The sequence below is a fragment of the Streptosporangiales bacterium genome, assembly GCA_009379955.1.
GTDB lineage: Bacteria > Actinomycetota > Actinomycetes > Streptosporangiales > WHST01 > WHST01.
The window spans coordinates 1-16,895 of record WHST01000053.1; the positions used below are offsets into that span (position 1 = coordinate 1).

The window sequence follows — 16,895 nt, forward strand, 5'->3', positions numbered from 1 at the left end:
ATCACCTGTATGACGATCCCGAAGGGTCGACCTTCATCTCCAGCACAGCACGACAATCACGAGCATTCCAGCTTCTACATCAGAACCTCACAATCATCTTCAGGACACACGGTGTCGCTTGCACAGGCAGTGCAGGTTCGCGGTGGCGGTGGGACCACCCTTGCCCCACGGGACCGTGTGGTCCAGCTCGGAACGCCGGGCTCTGCGGGTGCAGCCAGGGAACCGGCAGGTCACGTCTCTGGCCCGGATGTGCCTGGCGAGCCGCGCGCTGGGTGTGTACTGCGGTTCCGCGGGCAGCGGTGCCTCGACCGGCGCCGCGAGGAGCCTGTCGAGGTCTCCGGCGCGGTAGGTCTTGTCCCCGACGGCGGCGAGGACACCGGTTTCCCGGTCGAATGCGAGGCTCCGCCACGAGACCCGCTCACCGGAGGCGAGCGCACGGGCGGTGGACGCGGACACCGATCCGTAGCCGCGCAGCTCCCCGGGTGCGGTGCCGCCTTGGAGGGTGTCGACCGGGACGGTCACCTCCACGAGTGTGGTGATGTTCCGGCGGACGTGGTCGTCGAGGATGAGGTCGGTGAACGCGTCGAACCGGCGCTGCTCCAGGGTCCGCGTATCGCCGGGGATCAGCTTCCGCGCAAGGTCGTCGACCAGGCCGAACACGGTGGTGGTCTGGTCCGCGGGTCCGCGTAGCACGAGGACACCGGTTTCGCCGGGGTCGGGGCGGTGCCACAGGGTCCGGTCCTCGAAGGCGCGGTCCTTGTGCTCCTCGACCCCGGCGGGGTCGAACTTGGCGACCGCGTGGTTGACGCGGGCGCGGAACTGTCCGACCGGCAGGTCCGGGCGCCGCAACGCGTACTCCTCCACCAACGCGGTCGTCTCCGGGTCCAGGTGTTCGACCGCGTCGGCGAGGATCCGCACGTGCATCGCGGTGAGTTCCCCGGCGGCGAACAGCTTCTGAGTCGCGGGGAGCCGGTCACAGGTGATCCGGGAGACCGCAAGCCGGTCCGCCGCGGTACCGGTCGCGATCCGCAACACCGCCGCGACCTCCTCGCGGGTGAAGTCATCCTTGGTCACGTCACGAAGCTGATCCAGCCGCGCGAGCGCGGCGAACTGACGGGCCTGCGCCGCAGCGAGACACCGCTCATAGCCAGCAAGCACCGCAAGAGCGATCTCGGCCGGCGCGGTAGCGAGGTCGACAGTGTCGAGGGCGGCGTGGGTGGTGCCGGAGGCGGGGAGTGCCTCGATCCGGTCCAGCTCCTCGACGTCGAACATGTGTTCGACTCTACCACAACCGGAGGGCATCCGATAGGCCGGATTCCCTTATACAGCAAGGGATTCCGCCAACAAACCGCCACCGCGAGACCCCCGGGAAGCGAGGCAGCCACAGAGCTGCCTCACCCCGTAGATGCCGCGCCCTTGGGTCGGGCGGTGGGTGTCAAGACTCCGCCAGACCACCGCACCACGAAGCAATGGCCGTGCGGATTCTTGACACCCACCGCCCGACCCCAACACTCAAAGAAGGGGTGAGGCAGCGTCCCACAGAGGGGTTGAGGCAGCGGCCCACAAGAGGGCAGCGCCCACAGGCAACCAAAGACAGGCACCAACCACCCCCAACCTAGGTAAGGGACCAAAGCCCCTACGCCGCCGTATCCCATGAAGCGCGACCAGCGACCACCCACCGCACCCAGTCACCGAAGAAGCACAGGTCGAGGACGTCACGTGACCCGCCGACTGCGCCCCGACACCGCAAGAGAGCGCTCCGCCATCGACCTCACACCAACGGCTTGGCACCGGATCCGCCGACGCACGTTGCGTCGCACTCCATGAAGTGGCACGCGCCGGAAGGTCCCGGACGTAACGTCAAGGCGCCGTTTTGGCACATGGGGATCGGCCACCGTGGCCCGTCGTCGGCCGCGGCTCGGGAGGGAAACATGAAATCCATGTACCGCGTACTCGCCTACACCATCGCAGTCCTGGTCGCCCTGCAGGCGGCCTGGGTGGCGCTGTCCGCGTTCGGCGTGATCAACGCGGTGGACTCGGGCACGGTCATCGACGAGAGCTACGAGCCGAACGCCGGCGCGATGCTGCACGGCATCGGCGGCATGTACGTCATCCCGGTCGTCACGCTCGCGCTGCTGGTCGTGTCGTTCTTCGCGCACATCGCCGGTGGGGTGAAGTGGGCGCTGTTCATCGTGCTCGCCGTGGCGCTGCAGATCGCGTTCGGCTTCGTCGCGTTCGGGCTGCCCGCGATCGGTCTGCTGCACGGCGTCAACGCGTTCGTCATCCTCGGTCTCGCGGTGACCGCGGCGATGCGTGTCTCCAGGACCACCGCCTCCGCGACCTCCGAGCCGATGGACCGCACGGCGGCGTGAGAGGTGCTGTCGAGGAGAGCGCGGCTGGTCCTGGCCGGCGGCGCGACGGTCGCGCTCCTGGCGCCTCCGGCCTGGATGTGCGCGCGGAGTTTCGCCCCACCCACGTACTCGGTGATGGGGATGGGACGGGTCGACTTCGGGGGCGGTCCCGCGCTCGGCGGACACCTCGGACACACCGACGACCGGTGGGTGGGGCCGGCCCGCCGACCCGGTGACGTCAGCGTCGCCGACCTCACCGGGCCGCGCGACGTCCGTCCCGACGTGTCGACGACACTGGTCGCGCGCAAGGGTCCGGTCACCCTCGCCACCGGGGAGAAGGTCGACGGCTACTCCCTGAACGGCTCCTCGCCAGGGCCACCGATCCGCGCCCGACAGGGCGACGTCGTGCAGGTACGCCTCGTCAACGCGAACATCGCCGAGGGCACGACCCTGCACTGGCACGGCGTCGACGTCCCGAACGCCGAGGACGGCGTCGCCGGCGTCACCCAGAACGCCGTGCCCGCCGGCCGGTCACACGTGTACCGGTTCGTCGCCGAGGACGCCGGCACGTACTGGTACCACTCGCACCAGATCTCCAGCGAACAGGTACGCGACGGCCTATGGGGCACCCTCGTCGTCGAACCACGCGGCAGGAGCACCTACGCGACGGACGTCGTCGCGCCCGTGCACTCCTACGGCGGGCTCCGCACGGTAGCCGGACGCACCGGCGAGTACCGCGTGCCGGCCCGCCCGGGCACGACCGCGCGGGTCCGAGTGATCGACACCGACAACGGGCCACTGCGACTCTGGGCCGGCGGCGGCTACCGCGTACTCGCCGTCGACGGCCGCGACGTGCACCGCCCGACACCCGTCCACGGCAAGAGCGTCGTCGTCGGCGCCGGCGGCCGCGTCGACCTGGAGGTCGCGGTGCCGGCGAGCGGCGACGCCGTCCGTGTCGAGCTCGGCGGCGGCTCGGCCGTAGTTGTCGGCCCGGCCGGATCGTCCGTACGCAGGACACCGGAACCGTCGCAGCGACTCGACCTGCTCTCATACGGCTCGCCGGCCAAGGACGACCTCCGCACCGCGAAGCCGGACCGCGTCTTCGACTACCGCGTCGGCCGGCGTCCCGGCTTCATCAACGGCAAACCCGGGATGTACTGGTCGATCAACGGCCGACTGTTCCCCGACGTCCCGATGTACGTCGTCGCCGAAGGCGACATCGTACGGATGAAGATCCACAACGGCAGCGGCGAGGCCCACCCCATGCACCTTCACGGCCACCACGCCCTCGTCCTGTCACGCAACGGCGTCCCTGCGTCCGGGAGCGAGTGGTGGGTCGACTCGCTGAACGTCCAGAACGGCGAGTCGTACGAGGTCGCCTTCCGCGCCGACAATCCCGGGCTCTGGATGGACCACTGCCACAACCTGCCGCACGTCAACGAGGGCCTGATGGCGCACCTGATGTATGCCGGCGTCTACGGCCCCTACCGCATCGGCGACGCGGCCGGCTCCCACAACAAGCCCGAGTAGGGACGTCAGCCGCAGACGGCCCCCTCGGCCGCGGTGCCGACGAGCTTGGCGTACTTGGCGAGGACGCCGGTGCCGGTCGGGACGGGCGGCGGGGTCCAGTCGGCGCGGCGCTTCTCGAGCTCGTCCTCGTCGATGAGCAGGTCGAGGGTGCGCGCAGCCAGGTCGAGCCGGATCGGGTCGCCGTCCCTGACGAACGCGATCGGGCCGCCGACGACCGACTCGGGCGCGACATGGCCGACGCACAGGCCGGTGGTGCCGCCGGAGAAGCGTCCGTCGGTGAGCAGCATGACGTCCTTGCCGAGTCCCGCGCCCTTGATCGCACCGGTGACGGCGAGCATCTCGCGCATGCCGGGCCCGCCCCTCGGGCCTTCCTGCCTGATCACCACGACGTCGCCCTTGCGCAGCGAGCCGTCGGCGACGGCGTCCATCGCGCCAGGCTCGCCGTCGAACACCCGCGCCGTGCCGTCGAAGACCTCGGCGTCGAAGCCCGCGCTCTTGACCACGGCTCCCTCGGGCGCGAGCGAGCCGCGCAGGATGGTGAGGCCGCCGGTGCGGTGGATCGGGTCGCCGAGCACGTGGATGATCTTGCCGTCCGGGTCGGGCGGGTCGACGGCCGCGAGGTTCTCCGCGATCGTCCTGCCGGTGACCGTGAGGCAGTCGCCGTGCAGCAGGCCGGCGTCGAGGAGCGCCTTCATCGCGACCGGCACGCCGCCGACCTCGTCGACGTCGGTCATGACGTAGCGGCCGAACGGCTTCACGTCGGCGAGGTGCGGGGTGCGGTCGCCGATGCGGTTGAAGTCGTCGAGGTCGAGGTCGACCTGCGCCTCGTGCGCGATCGCGAGCAGGTGCAGGACCGCGTTGGTCGAGCCGCCGAGCGCCATGACGACGGTGATCGCGTTCTCCAACGCCTCCTTCGTCATGATCTGCCGCGCGGTGATGCCCGCGTCGACGAGCGCGACGACGGCCTCGCCGCTCTGCCGCGCGAAGACGTCGCGGCGGGCGTCGGGCGCGGGCGGCGCGGCGCTGCCCGGCAGCGACATGCCCATCGCCTCGGCGGCGGCCGCCATCGTGTTGGCGGTGTACATGCCGGCGCACGCGCCCTCGCCCGGGCAGATCGCGCGCTCGATCTCGCCGAGCTCGGCCTCGGTGATCCGGCCGGCGAGGCACGCGCCGACGCCCTCGAACGCGTCGATGATGTTCATGTCGCGGCCGTGCAGGCGTCCCGGCATGATCGTGCCGGCGTACAGGTAGACCGACGCGAGGTCGAGGCGCGCCGCGGCCATCAGCATGCCGGGCTCGGACTTGTCGCATCCCGCGAGCAGCACGCTGCCGTCGAGGCGTTCGGCCTGGATGACGGTCTCGACGGAGTCGGCGATCACCTCGCGCGACACGAGCGAGTAGTGCATGCCCACGTGCCCCATCGAGATGCCGTCAGACACCGAGATGGTGCCGAACTCCAGCGGGTACCCGTCAGCGGCGTGCACGCCCTCCTTCGCCTTCTTGGCGAGCCGGTCGAGCGACAGGTTGCACGGGGTGATCTCGTTCCACGACGACGCGACGCCGATCTGCGGCTTGCGCCAGTCGTCGTCGCCCATGCCCACCGCACGCAGCATGCCGCGCGCACCGGCACGCGCGATGCCGTCGGTGACCTCGTGGCTCCGTGGCTTCTTGTGCTCCCGGCGCTCCCGCATGCGGTCTCCTCGTCCGTCCCCGGTCCGACTCCCCGGGTCGAGCCTAGTGTCCCCGTGTCCGCGATCACCGTCGGGAGTGCTCGCTTTCCGTAATCGTCGGGAAGCGCCGGAGTGATCACTGGGGTGTATCCGTCACTTACAGATAGTGAGACCTAAACGGGACCTTCGCGACATTGGCCTCGCCCCGTCACTCGATCGACCCACTCCGGCCACGCAGAGCGTCCGGCCGCACGCGGCCTGCCCCGCCCTGCCCGTCGTCACACTCCGACCGCGTTGCCTTGACACTCCGCGAGCGACGCTGGAAGGGTCACATTCCAGAAACAATTGAATAATTACGGCCGCTTTGCCGGCTCTACCCATTTTCGTTTCTGCGGTGCCACGCGGGTATCGCCTAAAGCGGTCGTATTCGTGCTGCCCAAAAATCGATTGCCCCCAGAGGGAGCCACGATGAGAAGGATCAAGCCCTCATCCCGTGTCGTCACGACCGGGATCGCCGCCGCTGGACTCCTCGCACTGGCCATCAGTGCGCCACAGGCCAGCGCCGACACCTCGCCCACGAAGGCGAGCCCAAAGAAGGCCGCGTCCCTGGCCAAGCAACTCGGCGACGCCAAGGCCGCAGGAACCTATATCGACGCGAAGACGAAGCAGACGGTCGTCAACGTCACCGACGCCGCGGCAGCGGACGAGGTGCGGGCCGCCGGCGCGACTCCTCGCATCGTCGAGCGCAGCGGCGCTCGGCTGGAGTCCGTGAAGTCCGCCCTGGACCGCAAGACGCTCGTCGCGGGTTCGGCGTGGGCGGTCGACCCGAAGACCAACCAGGTCGTGGTCTCGGTCGACAAGACGGTCACCGGCAAGAAGCTGGCCACGGTGAGGAAGGCGCTGTCGTCGTACGGCGAGTCGGTCGAGCTGCGCAGGGCCAAGGGCACCTACTCGACCAAGATCACCGGTGGCGATGCCATCTGGGGTGACGGCGGCCGTTGCTCCCTGGGCTTCAACGTGGTCTACGACAGCGACCCCAACAAGCACGCGTTCCTCACCGCGGGCCACTGCGGCGAGGCCATCACCACCTGGTCCGAGGACCAGGGCGGCAGCGACGTGCTCGGTGACACCGTCGACTACTCGTTCCCGGACAACGACTACGCGATCGTCGACTACAACGCCGACTACACCGACCACCCGTCGGCCGTCGGTTCGCAGACGATCACCGCCGCGGGCACTCCCACGGTCGGCGAGACCGTGAACCGCGCCGGCAGCACGACGGGGAACCACGACGGTGACGTCCTGGCACTCGACGCGACCGTCCAGTACCCCGAGGGCATCGTCAACGGGCTGATCCACACCGACGTGTGCGCCGAGCCCGGCGACAGCGGCGGCTCACTGTACGCGGGTGAGACAGCGTACGGCCTGACCTCCGGCGGCAGCGGCAACTGCACCTCCGGTGGGGAGACGTTCTTCCAGCCGGTCCAGGAGGCGCTCGACGTCTACCAGGTGTCGATCCCGTAAGGACGGATCGACAGGTGCGGTAACCACACGCACGAACGAGCGGCCCCGACCAGCCTCTGGTCGGGGCCGCTTCGCGTCCACCGCCGTACGGATGCTGTATCCTACATTATGTCTAGGATCCCTTTTCCCCGTGACGTGAGGACCCATGCACGTCCTGATCACCGAACCCGTCCACGACTCCGCGCTCGCGTGGCTGCGCGACCAGGGCGCGATCGTCACGCTCGCCTACGAGGACGCGGCGTGGCGCGAGTCCGCCGGTGACGTCCGAGGCCTCGTGGTGCGCGCCTGTCCGGTGGACGTGGCGCTGCTCGACGAGCTGCCGGCACTGGAGGTCGTGGCGAAGCACGGCAGCGGGGTCAACACGATCGATCTCGCCGCCACGGCCGCGCGCGGCATCAGGGTCACCAACGTGCCGGGCGCGAACACCGACGCGGTGGCCGAGCACGCGGTCGCCCTGCTGAGCGCGCTCTCCCGCGACCTCGTCGACTGCGACCGGCTCGTCCGGCAGGGACGGTTCGACGAGCGGTTCGGCCTGCGGCAGCTGAAGGAGCTGACGGGCAGCAGGCTCGGTCTCGTGGGCGCCGGTCGGGTTGGCCGCCGGGTCGCGGCCATCTGTCGCGGCGGGTACGACTGTCGGATCGGTGTCTACGACCCGTTTCTCGGCGACGACACCGACCTGGACGCCACGCGGTTCGGCACCGTCGCCGACCTGGTCGAGTGGGCCGACAACGTCGTCGTCGCGGCACCACTGACGCCGCAGACCCGAGGCCTCCTCGACGCCGGTGTGCTCGGCCGCCTCGGTGTCGAGGGCTCGCTCGTGTGCGCCAGCCGGGGTGGCATCGTCGACGAGACGGCGCTGGCCGAGCTGCTGCGCGACGGGCGCCTGCGCGGCGCCGCGCTCGACGTCTACGAGCCCGAGCCGCCGGGCGCGGACCATCCGCTGTTCGCGCTGGGCGGCACCGCCTTCACGCCGCATGTCGGCTACTCGAGCGACCGGAGCATGGTGCGGATGGGCGTGGAGTCGTGCCGGCAGCTCTGGGCGCTCCTGCACGGTGGCGACGCGCCGTTGGTCACGGCGGACTCGTGGGGCTGACCTCGGGGTCGCGTCCATCGTAAACATCATGCATTATGTACTAGGTGGAATCGTCGCCAGGCTTCGCCGCGTGAGGGGGCCTGTCCCTACGAAGGGGAGCCAACCGTGGACCGCTACGCACGAGGACAGGCCAACGTCGGGTACGAGGACCGCCTGGACGTCCGCGACCTGCGGGCGGGCCGCATCGCCAAGGCCCAGGCCGCCAGGCGCGAGGCGGGGCTCGACGCCCTGCTCGTCTGGAAGGACGAGAACGTCCGCTATCTCACCGACCTACGCCCACAGCTGCTCGCCGGCAAGTCGACGGTACTCAACGGCGCGCTGCTGATCGACGGCGCGGACCCGATCCTCTTCTGCTCCGGCGGCGAGAAGGACCGCGTCGATCGGACGATGTCGTGGATCACCGAGTCGCACATCATCCCGATCATGGAGGAGCGCTCGCTGATCAGCGGCGCCGTCGGCACCGCGCTGCGGGGCGCGCTCGCCGACCACGGCCTGCTCCGGTGCCGGCTCGGCGTCGACGAGTCGTCCACGATCTTCTTCGAGGAGGTCGCGCGGCAGCTGCCGAACGTGGAGGTCGCCGACGGCGACACCCCGATGCAGCAGAGCCGCAGGATCAAGCTCCCCGGGGAGCTCCTGCTGCTCGAGGAGGCCACCGCGATCGCGGATGCCGTCACGGCCACCGCGGTCCGCGGCGTGCGCGAGGGCGTACGCGAGAACGAGCTCGCGGCCGACGCGATGCACACGCTGTTCCACCTCGGCGGCGAGTACGCGCACGTGATGACGCCGTTCGTCGCGTCGGGCGAGCACATGTCGCCGCCCAACCGGATCTCCAGCGACAAGATCGTGCGCAACGGCGACCTGATCTTCGTCGACATCGGCGCCTCGTGGTCCGGCTACTTCGGCGACGTCGCGCGTACGGCGATCTGCGGGCGTCCGTCGACCGCCCAGCGCGAGATCTACACCGCGGTCTACGCCAGCCTGCGGGCGGGCATCGAGCACATGCGCCCCGGCAAGACCAACGTCGACGCCGCCAGGGCGATCAGGGCGGCCGCCGAGGAGTTCGGGCTGGGCGACCGCTTCCTGTCACTGTTCATCGGCCACGGCGTCGGCATCGGCTCGAACGAGCCGCCCTACATCGGCGAGACGCTGCCCGGCTCGCCGGAGTACGAGTTCGAGCCCGGCATGGTCTTCGCGCTCGAGCCGCTCATCTGGGTCGACGGCATCCGCGGCGGTGGCGGCGTGCGGCTCGAGGAGATGATCACGATCACCGACGCGGAGGCGCACGTCATGTCGAGGACGGCCTTCTGCGACGAGCTGCTGCTCGACAGCTGACCCTCAGGTGCAGGCGTCGACGATCCGAGTGAACTCCTCGCGGTCGAGCAGGTCGCGCTTGGCGAGGGAGGCGGCCTTGACCTCCTGCAGGATCTCGAGCCGCTGGTCCTCGGTCGCCTCGCGGCCGATGAGCTCGAGGTACTCGACCACGTTGTCGATGCCGCTGCCCTTGCCCAGGACGATGTGCGGCCCGGTCTGGCCGACGATGCGCGGGTCGTAGGGCACGCACTCGGTGAGCGCCTCGTCGCGGACGTTGCGCACCCAGGTCGCGATGATGCCCGACTCGACGTCGAACAGGCTCTCCCCCGTAACGGCCCTGTTGGACGGCTGGCGCACCTTCGACAGCTCGCCGACCAGCTTCGCCAGCCCGGTCAGCTTCTCCGTCTTGATGCCGCAGTCGTGGTCGTACAGCGTGCGCAGCGCCATCACGGTCTCCTCGAACGGGACGTTGCCCGCCCGCTCGCCGATGCCCGCCACGGTCGTCTGGATGACCGACGCACCAGCGGTCGCCGCGATGAGGCTGTTCGCGATGCCGAGCCCGTAGTCCATGTGGAAGTGCGTCTCGAGCGGGACGTCGAACCGTTCGCGGCTGGTGCGGACGAAGCGCTCGACGGCATGCGGCGCGAGCACGCCGAACGTGTCGACGAGCACGAGGGAGTCCATGTGCCCGTCGGTCGCCACCCGGTCGATGAGGTTGAGATAGTCCTCGAGCGACGCCCGGGTGGAGTCGATCGGGAAGAATGACACGAGCAGGCCGTTGTCGTGCGCCAGGTTGGTGGCCTCGACCGACAGCTCGATGGCACGCTCGACGCTCCACCGGTAGCCGAGCTCGATCAGGTGCCGGCTCGACGGCACCTCCATGACCACGCCCTCGACCCCGCAGTCGACGGCGCGCTTGACGTCGTCGACCATGCAGCGCGAGAACGCGTAGACCTGCGACGGCAGCCCGAGCTTCGCGATCCGGCTGACCGCCTCGGCGTCCGAGGGCGACACGGCCGGCAGGCCGGCCTCGATCCGCTGGATCCCCACCTCGGCGAGCGCCTCGGCGATCCGCACCTTGTCGTCAGCGGAGAACTCCACGCGCGCCTGCTGCTCCCCGTCGCGCAAGGTCACGTCGTGGAAGATCACCGACTCCGGCAGCGCGAGATCGGCGGTGACCTCCGCGTCGTGATTCCAGGGAGACGTGAACCAGTCCGCCGTCTTCCACGGTGTCGACGTCATCGCGAACCCCTTTCCTGTCGATCCAATCGACAGTACATCATGTATCATGCAGGAGCCGCTACCCCGTCCGACGAGGCCGTGTCCGAGGTGCTGCGGGTCCCCTACTTGACCGCGCCGGACGTGATGCCCGAGACGACGTACCGCTCGATGCGCATGTAGACGAAGATGAACGGGAGGACCGTCAGTAACGCGAACGCAGCCTCCGCGGGGAAGTTCGGGATGCCCTCGATGCCCTGCATCGTGAAGAGCTCGTACGGCAGCGTGCGCTTGCCAGGCGTCGTCGTCAGCACGAGCACGAGGGTGAACTCGTTCCACGCCTCGCGGAACGCCAGCACGCCGATGGTGATGAGCGCGGGCACCGACAGCGGGATGACGATGTAGCGCATGCGCTTGAACAGGTTGCACCCGTCGACGTTCGCCGCCTCCTCCAGCTCCCTGGGGATCCGCTGGTAGAAGCCGACCAGGAGCCAGACCGCCAGCGGCACCAGCATGCCCGTGTACACGACGATGAGCGTGAGCCGGCGGTCGAGCGCGCCGAGGGCGACGGCGATCCGGTACAGCGGCACCATCAGGCCGAGGCTCGGCACCAGCCGCGGGAGCAGGGTGAAGAGCAGCAGCAGGTGCCTGCCCGCGAACCTGAAGCGCGCGAACGCGTATGCCGCGGGCATCGAGATCGCCAGCGTGAGCGCCGTGGTGCCGAGTCCGACGAGCACGCTGTTGAGCAGCGTGGCGCGGAAGCCGGGACGGGCGAGCACCTCGCCGTACGCGCCCAGGGTCGGGTCGTTCGGGAGCAGGCCCGGGTCGGCGAACACCTCGCCGCGGGACTTGAACGAGATGCCGAGCGTCACGAGGAACGGGATCATGGTCCAGAGCACCAGCAGGAGCAACGGGATCCAGGCCAGCACCTGGAGCACGCGACGGCGCACCAGGTCGTAGCGGGCCCTGCCACTCAGGGGCGGGCGGCCGCCTCCCGACGAGCGGCCCGTCGCCCGTCGCGCCGTGGCCTGCGCGGAGTCGGTGGCCATCATTCGTCTCCCATCCCGAACCGGCGGGACACGGTGATGAAGCACACCGTGAGCAGAGCGTTGAGGACGAGGATGAACGTGCCGATCGCGAGCGCCTGGTTCATCTCCAGGCGGGTGAACGCCGTGTCGTACATCTCCATCGGCAGTGTCTGCGTCGCCTTGAGCGGACCACCGCCCGTCAACGACAGCACGACACCCAGCCCGGTGAGCGTCGAGTAGCTCTGCCAGACCACCGCGATCGCGATCTGCGGCGCGATCAGCGGGATGGACACGTGCAGCGCCCGCTTCCAGCCCGTCGCCCCGTCGACGAGCGCCGCGTCGAGGTACGCATCGTCGATGGTCTGCAGGCCGCCGAGGAGCAGCAGGATCGTGAGCGGAAGGTCCGTCCACACCTGGCAGAAGATCACGACGACCATCGCCAGCTTGGGGTCGCTCAGCCAGCGCAGGCCGTCGAACCCGAAGAACTCGATGGTCTTGTTGAGCAGGCCGAACTCGGTGTTGAAGAGGATGCGGAACATCACCGCGGCCGCGACGTTCGACACGATGTACGGGGCGATGGTGATCGCGCGGAGGAACCGCAGGTGCCTGACCACCCGGTTCAGCGCGAACGCGAACAGCAGTCCGAGCACGATCCCGACGGCGATGCAGCCGAACACGAAGATCGCGGTGCGGATCAGCGACGCCAGGAACTCCGCGCTCTTGAACATGTCGGCGTAGTTGCGCAGGCCCACGAACTCCTGTGGCGCGCCGAGCCGCTCGGCGCGGAACAGGCTCTTGTAGACGCCGTACAGCACCGGGAACCCCAGCAGCAGGCTCACGATGACCACCGACGGCGCGGAGAACAGGTACGGCGTCAGCTTGCTGTGACCGATGAGGCTCGACTTGTCCATGCGGACGGATCGCCGCTTCGGACGCCTCCCCGGATCGATCGGCGTCGCCACGCGCGGGCTCGTCACACTCACACGCACACCCCTGTCAGACGTCCGGCCAGAAGACCGTCGCCTACTTCACGGAGTCGAGCTTCGGCTGATACTTGTCGGCCAACTGCTTCGCGCTGAGGTCCGTCCCCGTGACGATCTCGCCGAACAGCTGCTCGAGCACGTCCTCCACCTCACCGGCGTTGAGAGCCGCCGGCACCGGCTCGCTCTCCTTGAACGCGGTCTTCAGGTCGTCGGTGAAGAACGGCATGAACTTGTTCAGCCTCGGGTCCTCGAGCGCCTCGGTGTTGCGCGGCGGCACCGCGCCCTCGAGGACGGAGTCGACGAGGTTCTTGCTGTCGGCGATGTAGCGCAGCAGCAGGCTCGCCTCGTACGGGTGCTCCGTCCCGGTGGTGATGGCCCAGCTCCTGGCCGACGAGATGCGGGCACCCGTCGTCCCGGACCCGGTGTCGGTCGGCATCAGCGTGGTCGCCCACTTCTTGTCGTAGTCGAAGCCGGGCACCTCGCCGAAGTCGGCGGCCGTGTTGAGCCCGTCGAGGATGAACCCCGCCTGGCCGCGGATGAACGCGCCACGCGCCTCGGCCTCGCCCCAGGAGATGGCCTCCTCCGGCAGCAGGCCCTCGGCCTGGAAGCGCTTGTACCAGTCGAGGACGTACTGCGCTGCCGGCGACTGGAGGTCGGGCTTCGCCCCGTCGAACGGCACGCCGGCCGCCGCCATCGTGGTCTTCAGGCTGGTGATGCCCTCACCGGCCTTCGCCTGCACCGACATCGGCACGCTGTCGGGACTCGACTTCTTGAGCTTCAGCGCGGCGTCGTAGACGTCCTCGAGAGTCTTGAACGGGAGCTCGATGCCGGCCTTCTCGAACATCGGCTTGTTTTAGTAGTAGAGGTCGAAGTTCGCGGCCGAGCTCATGCCCATGGTCTTGCCGTCGATCTTCGCCTCGTCCCAGACGATCGGCAGCATCTTCTTGTAGCCGGCCGCGTCCTCCTTCTTCCACCGCGTGACGTACTCGTCGATCGGCTGGATGAGATCGGACTGCGCGTACGCCTCCATCAGGAAGACGTCGTCCTGGATGACGTCGGGCATCGCCTGACCGGCGTCCTTCATCCGCAGCAGCTGCTGGAGGATGTCGTCCTTGTCCATGACGTCGAACTTCACGGTGATGTTCGGGTGCTCGGCCATGAAGCTCTTGAAGTGGTCGGGCGGAATGTAGTACGTGCGGGATCCCCACACGGTGAGCGTGATCTTGCCGTCGTCCTCGCCGCCGCCACCGCCGCCGCAGCCCGCAACGAGGAGGGTGAGAACGGCGATCAGGGCGACGACCCCGAGACCCTGCCTCTTCCCGGCGGGTCGGATGCGTGGGGTCGGGAAGCTTGCGCTCATCGGCAGCCGTTCCTCTCTGGCAGCCCACGCCGTCGTGAGCTGTACCTGTCAGAGCCCGACCGGGAGACCGGCGGTGGAAGGCCGCAAGGGCGATGCCGATCGGTGGCCCGCTCACTTTCGGCTAATATTGCACTCGGCATTCTACACAATCCATACCTTTGACCAACCCGTTGCCTTGCGCCACCCCGGATGCCGAAGTCGGTGCCCGTACCGCAAGACGTGATCGCGCGACTCCCGTGTGTGGATCCCCGCCGCACCGGTTCGCCGATCTCAACTCAAGCAGATTTACTATATCATGCGTGATGCACTGTGCCCCGGCCTTCGCGTAGACTGCTCGGGACCGACGGATGGAGGGGCCATGGGCGTCCGGATCTTCGTTCCCCAGCCGATCCCCCAGGCCGCTGTGCGGCGTCTGGGCGAGCTCGGCGACCTCACCATGTACGAGCACCTCGACCGGGTCATCCCGCGCGACGAGGTGCTCGCCGCCGTACGGGACCAGCACGTCCTGTACGCGCTCGGTGGCATCGGCTACGACGCGGAGATCCTCGACTCCGCGACCGAGCTCCGGCTCGTCGCCGCGATGCACGTCAATCCGACGTTCGTCGACGTCGCGGCCGCGACCCGGCGCGGCATCCCCGTGACGGGCATCCCGAACACCGGACTCGCGAGGACGACGGCCGAGTTCACGTTCGCGCTGCTGCTGGCGACGGCCTGGCGACTGCCGGAGGCCGACCGGTTCCTGCGCGACGGGCGGTGGCAGCAGAACCAGTCGGAGGCGTTCGTCGGCACCCGCCTCTACGGCAAGACGGTCGGCATCGTCGGACTCGGCGCCATCGGCACCGAGGTCGCGACGAAGGCACGGGGCTGCGCCATGGACGTCGTCTACACCAAGCGGACCCCGCTCTCCCCCGCCGAGGAGGCGGCGCTCGGCGTCGAGTACCGATCGCTGGAGGACCTGTTCAGGGAGTCCGACTTCGTCGTGCTGACGCCACCGCTGACCCGGGAGACCGAGGGGCTGGTCGGCGCCGACCTGCTCGCGCTGATGAAGCCGAGCGCCATCCTCGTCAACACCTCGCGCGGGCCGGTGCTCGACGAGGCCGCGCTCGAGGAGGCACTCGTCGAGGGTCGTATCCGGGGCGCGGGCCTCGACGTGTACCTGCACGAGGGAACCGACCCGGGTCCGCGGGAAGGGCTGACACGACTGCCGAACGTCGTGCTCACGCCGCACATCGGCAGCGCCGCCAGGGAGACCCGCGAGGAGATGGCGCTGCGCACCGTCGCGAACATCGAGCGCTTCCTGGCGGGCAGGCGACCGATGGACGTGCTCAACCCCGAGGTGTACGGCGAGGCGCCCAGGCGTACCGAACGGATCGGCTAGTCATGGCGCAGGGATGGGCGATCATCGGGATCGGCAAGCTCGCCGACGTCGCCATCGCGCCGGCGATCGCGTCGGCTGCCGGCTGCGAGCTCGTCGCCGTGTGCAGCCGCGACCTCGGGCGCGCGAAGGCGTTCGCCGGCAGGCACGGCGTCGCGACGGCGTACGACGATCTGGCGGCGATGGTCGCCGACGACAGCGTCGACGTCGTCTACATCGCGACGCCCAACGGCCTGCACCGCGCGCACGCGTTGACGGCGATGCGTGCGGGCAGGCACGTCCTCGTCGACAAGCCGCTCGCTGTCACGGTCGCGGACGGCCGGGAGATGGTCGAGGCCGCGTCGGCGGCGGGCGTGCGGCTCGGCACCGGCTTCCAGATGCGGCACAAGGAGACCAACCTCGCGGCGCGCGCGAGCATCCGCGCCGGTGACATCGGCCGTGCGGTGTTCCTCGACATCTGGCTCAGCGCGGGCAAGGACCACTTCCCCTACGACACCTGGCGATCCGACACGACGCTCGCCGGCGGCGGCACGGTGCTGAACCAGGGAACGCACGTGATCGACCTGCTGCAGTTCCTCGCCGACAGCCCGATCGTCGAGGTCTCCTGCGTCACCGACGTCGCACCGCTCGAGGACGTCTTCGCCGCCACGTGCCGGCTCGACAACGGCGCGCTGGCCACCATCGCCTCGAACCAGGTACTGGGCGGCACTCCCCGCGACTGGGTCGCCGTCGGCACCGAAGGCTGGTTGGAGGGTCGCCGCGCACTGGCCGCACCCGGCGGCGACGAGCTGACGTTGCACCGCGGCGACGCGACGACGGTGCTCGCGCGGAGCACCGCGCCGGCATACGCCAGGGAGGTGGAGGAGTTCGCCGCGGCGGTACGCGAGCAACGCCAGCCCAACGGCTCCGGCGAGGACGGCCTGCGCACCATCGCCGTCGTCGACGCCCTCTACCGCGCCGCGCGCGAGGCCCGCACCGTCACCGTCGACCTCCCCTGACCCCGGCCCGGACGGCCCGACTGGTGAGGGGCACCCTCACCGGGCTATGACGCGGGTGAGGGTGCCCCTCACGGGTCCGGAACGGTGAGGTCGTCGTCGACGGTCTGGTGCCAGAGCCGACGTCCGCGCCAGGCGAGAAGCAGCGCGCCGGCCACGCTCGCCAGGCCGCCGGTGACCACCGAGATGCTCGGCGTCGTCAGTGCCGCGACGGCACCCGCCTCGGCGTCGCCCAGGCGCGGGGCGCTGCCGGTGAGCGCCATCTTGAACGCGGTCAGGCGTCCGCGCATGCCCTCCGGCGCGGCGGCCTGGAGGATCGTGTTGCGGAAGACGTTGGACACGACGTCCGCGGCGCCCGCGACGGCGAGCAGGACGAGGGCGAGCCAGAGGTGGCGCGCGAAGCCGAAGGCCGCGATCGCCAGGCCCCAGACGCAGACGGCGAGGATCACCATCCGGC

General features: G+C 69.5%; 15 protein-coding genes. 7 read left to right on the top strand and 8 right to left on the bottom strand.

The genetic code is table 11. The annotated features are described in order from the left end of the window. Positions 1-99 precede the first annotated feature (99 nt). On the bottom strand, positions 100-1,302 hold the full coding sequence (locus GEV10_16640; protein MQA80085.1) for a DUF222 domain-containing protein: 1,203 nt from the start codon (positions 1,300-1,302) through the stop codon (positions 100-102). Positions 1,303-1,931: 629 nt separating this feature from the next. Between GEV10_16640 and GEV10_16645 the strand changes: the two genes are divergently transcribed. Continuing rightward, positions 1,932-2,372, top strand: coding sequence for a hypothetical protein (locus GEV10_16645; protein MQA80086.1), 441 nt, complete (start codon positions 1,932-1,934; stop codon positions 2,370-2,372). A 75-nt stretch (positions 2,373-2,447) separates the two neighbouring features. After that, a complete protein-coding gene (locus GEV10_16650; GenBank protein ID MQA80087.1) occupies positions 2,448-3,881 on the top strand; it encodes a multicopper oxidase domain-containing protein in 1,434 nt (477 codons plus the stop codon). Between the two features lie 5 nt (positions 3,882-3,886). Here the strand turns inward: GEV10_16650 and ilvD are convergent, their stop codons facing one another. Beyond that, the gene (gene ilvD, locus GEV10_16655; GenBank protein MQA80088.1) at positions 3,887-5,572 is read right to left on the bottom strand and encodes a dihydroxy-acid dehydratase; all 1,686 of its coding nucleotides are present in this window, start codon (positions 5,570-5,572) and stop codon (positions 3,887-3,889) included. 447 nt (positions 5,573-6,019) lie between these two features. Between ilvD and GEV10_16660 the strand changes: the two genes are divergently transcribed. The 3 genes from GEV10_16660 (at position 6,020) to GEV10_16670 (ending at position 9,500) form a co-directional block, all read left to right on the top strand. Beyond that, a complete protein-coding gene (locus GEV10_16660; GenBank protein MQA80089.1) occupies positions 6,020-7,075 on the top strand; it encodes a trypsin-like serine protease in 1,056 nt (351 codons plus the stop codon). A 145-nt stretch (positions 7,076-7,220) separates the two neighbouring features. Beyond that, the gene (locus tag GEV10_16665) at positions 7,221-8,168 is read left to right on the top strand and encodes a hypothetical protein (GenBank protein MQA80090.1); all 948 of its coding nucleotides are present in this window, start codon (positions 7,221-7,223) and stop codon (positions 8,166-8,168) included. Positions 8,169-8,273: 105 nt separating this feature from the next. Next, positions 8,274-9,500: a M24 family metallopeptidase gene (locus GEV10_16670; GenBank protein ID MQA80091.1), complete on the top strand. Its 1,227-nt coding sequence runs from the start codon at positions 8,274-8,276 to the stop codon at positions 9,498-9,500. Between the two features lie 3 nt (positions 9,501-9,503). Here the strand turns inward: GEV10_16670 and GEV10_16675 are convergent, their stop codons facing one another. The 5 genes from GEV10_16675 to GEV10_16695 form a co-directional block, all read right to left on the bottom strand. Then, on the bottom strand, positions 9,504-10,769 hold the full coding sequence (locus GEV10_16675; GenBank protein ID MQA80092.1) for a pyruvate carboxyltransferase: 1,266 nt from the start codon (positions 10,767-10,769) through the stop codon (positions 9,504-9,506). A 53-nt stretch (positions 10,770-10,822) separates the two neighbouring features. After that, positions 10,823-11,749 (bottom strand): ABC transporter permease subunit, encoded by a 927-nt coding sequence (locus GEV10_16680; GenBank protein MQA80093.1) that lies wholly within the window; start codon positions 11,747-11,749, stop codon positions 10,823-10,825. Beyond that, on the bottom strand, positions 11,746-12,687 hold the full coding sequence (locus GEV10_16685) for an ABC transporter permease subunit (GenBank protein ID MQA80094.1): 942 nt from the start codon (positions 12,685-12,687) through the stop codon (positions 11,746-11,748). The genes GEV10_16680 and GEV10_16685 overlap by 4 nt, the downstream gene beginning before the upstream one ends. Positions 12,688-12,748: 61 nt before the next feature. Next, positions 12,749-13,552 (bottom strand): extracellular solute-binding protein, encoded by an 804-nt coding sequence (locus GEV10_16690; GenBank protein MQA80095.1) that lies wholly within the window; start codon positions 13,550-13,552, stop codon positions 12,749-12,751. A gap of 9 nt (positions 13,553-13,561) precedes the next feature. Further along, positions 13,562-14,068 (bottom strand): extracellular solute-binding protein, encoded by a 507-nt coding sequence (locus GEV10_16695; protein ID MQA80096.1) that lies wholly within the window; start codon positions 14,066-14,068, stop codon positions 13,562-13,564. 295 nt (positions 14,069-14,363) lie between these two features. On the opposite strand from GEV10_16695, the gene GEV10_16700 reads away from it, so the two are divergent. After that, positions 14,364-15,446 carry a D-glycerate dehydrogenase gene (locus tag GEV10_16700; GenBank protein MQA80097.1) on the top strand — a complete coding sequence of 361 codons (1,083 nt, stop codon included), beginning with the start codon at positions 14,364-14,366 and terminating at the stop codon, positions 15,444-15,446. Positions 15,447-15,448: 2 nt separating this feature from the next. Next, positions 15,449-16,441 (top strand): hypothetical protein, encoded by a 993-nt coding sequence (locus GEV10_16705; protein ID MQA80098.1) that lies wholly within the window; start codon positions 15,449-15,451, stop codon positions 16,439-16,441. Between the two features lie 68 nt (positions 16,442-16,509). On the opposite strand, the gene GEV10_16710 is transcribed toward GEV10_16705, so the two are convergent. Beyond that, positions 16,510-16,890, bottom strand: a complete 381-nt coding sequence (locus GEV10_16710; GenBank protein ID MQA80099.1) for a hypothetical protein — start codon at positions 16,888-16,890, stop codon at positions 16,510-16,512. Positions 16,891-16,895 lie beyond the last annotated feature (5 nt).

What these genes read in the sequence shown, in the direction of transcription:
- GEV10_16680 (MQA80093.1), bottom strand. Translation starts at nt 11,749, where the DNA reads ATGATGGCCACCGACTCCGCGCAGGCCACGGCGCGACGGGCGACGGGC.
- GEV10_16675 (MQA80092.1), bottom strand. Translation starts at nt 10,769, where the DNA reads ATGATACATGATGTACTGTCGATTGGATCGACAGGAAAGGGGTTCGCG.
- GEV10_16700 (MQA80097.1), top strand. Translation starts at nt 14,364, where the DNA reads ATGCGTGATGCACTGTGCCCCGGCCTTCGCGTAGACTGCTCGGGACCG.
- GEV10_16705 (MQA80098.1), top strand. Translation starts at nt 15,449, where the DNA reads ATGGCGCAGGGATGGGCGATCATCGGGATCGGCAAGCTCGCCGACGTC.
- GEV10_16645 (MQA80086.1), top strand. Translation starts at nt 1,932, where the DNA reads ATGAAATCCATGTACCGCGTACTCGCCTACACCATCGCAGTCCTGGTC.
- ilvD (MQA80088.1), bottom strand. Translation starts at nt 5,572, where the DNA reads ATGCGGGAGCGCCGGGAGCACAAGAAGCCACGGAGCCACGAGGTCACC.
- GEV10_16660 (MQA80089.1), top strand. Translation starts at nt 6,020, where the DNA reads ATGAGAAGGATCAAGCCCTCATCCCGTGTCGTCACGACCGGGATCGCC.
- GEV10_16710 (MQA80099.1), bottom strand. Translation starts at nt 16,890, where the DNA reads ATGGTGATCCTCGCCGTCTGCGTCTGGGGCCTGGCGATCGCGGCCTTC.
- GEV10_16695 (MQA80096.1), bottom strand. Translation starts at nt 14,068, where the DNA reads ATGAGCGCAAGCTTCCCGACCCCACGCATCCGACCCGCCGGGAAGAGG.
- GEV10_16640 (MQA80085.1), bottom strand. Translation starts at nt 1,302, where the DNA reads ATGCCCTCCGGTTGTGGTAGAGTCGAACACATGTTCGACGTCGAGGAG.
- GEV10_16650 (MQA80087.1), top strand. Translation starts at nt 2,448, where the DNA reads ATGTGCGCGCGGAGTTTCGCCCCACCCACGTACTCGGTGATGGGGATG.
- GEV10_16690 (MQA80095.1), bottom strand. Translation starts at nt 13,552, where the DNA reads ATGTTCGAGAAGGCCGGCATCGAGCTCCCGTTCAAGACTCTCGAGGAC.
- GEV10_16665 (MQA80090.1), top strand. Translation starts at nt 7,221, where the DNA reads ATGCACGTCCTGATCACCGAACCCGTCCACGACTCCGCGCTCGCGTGG.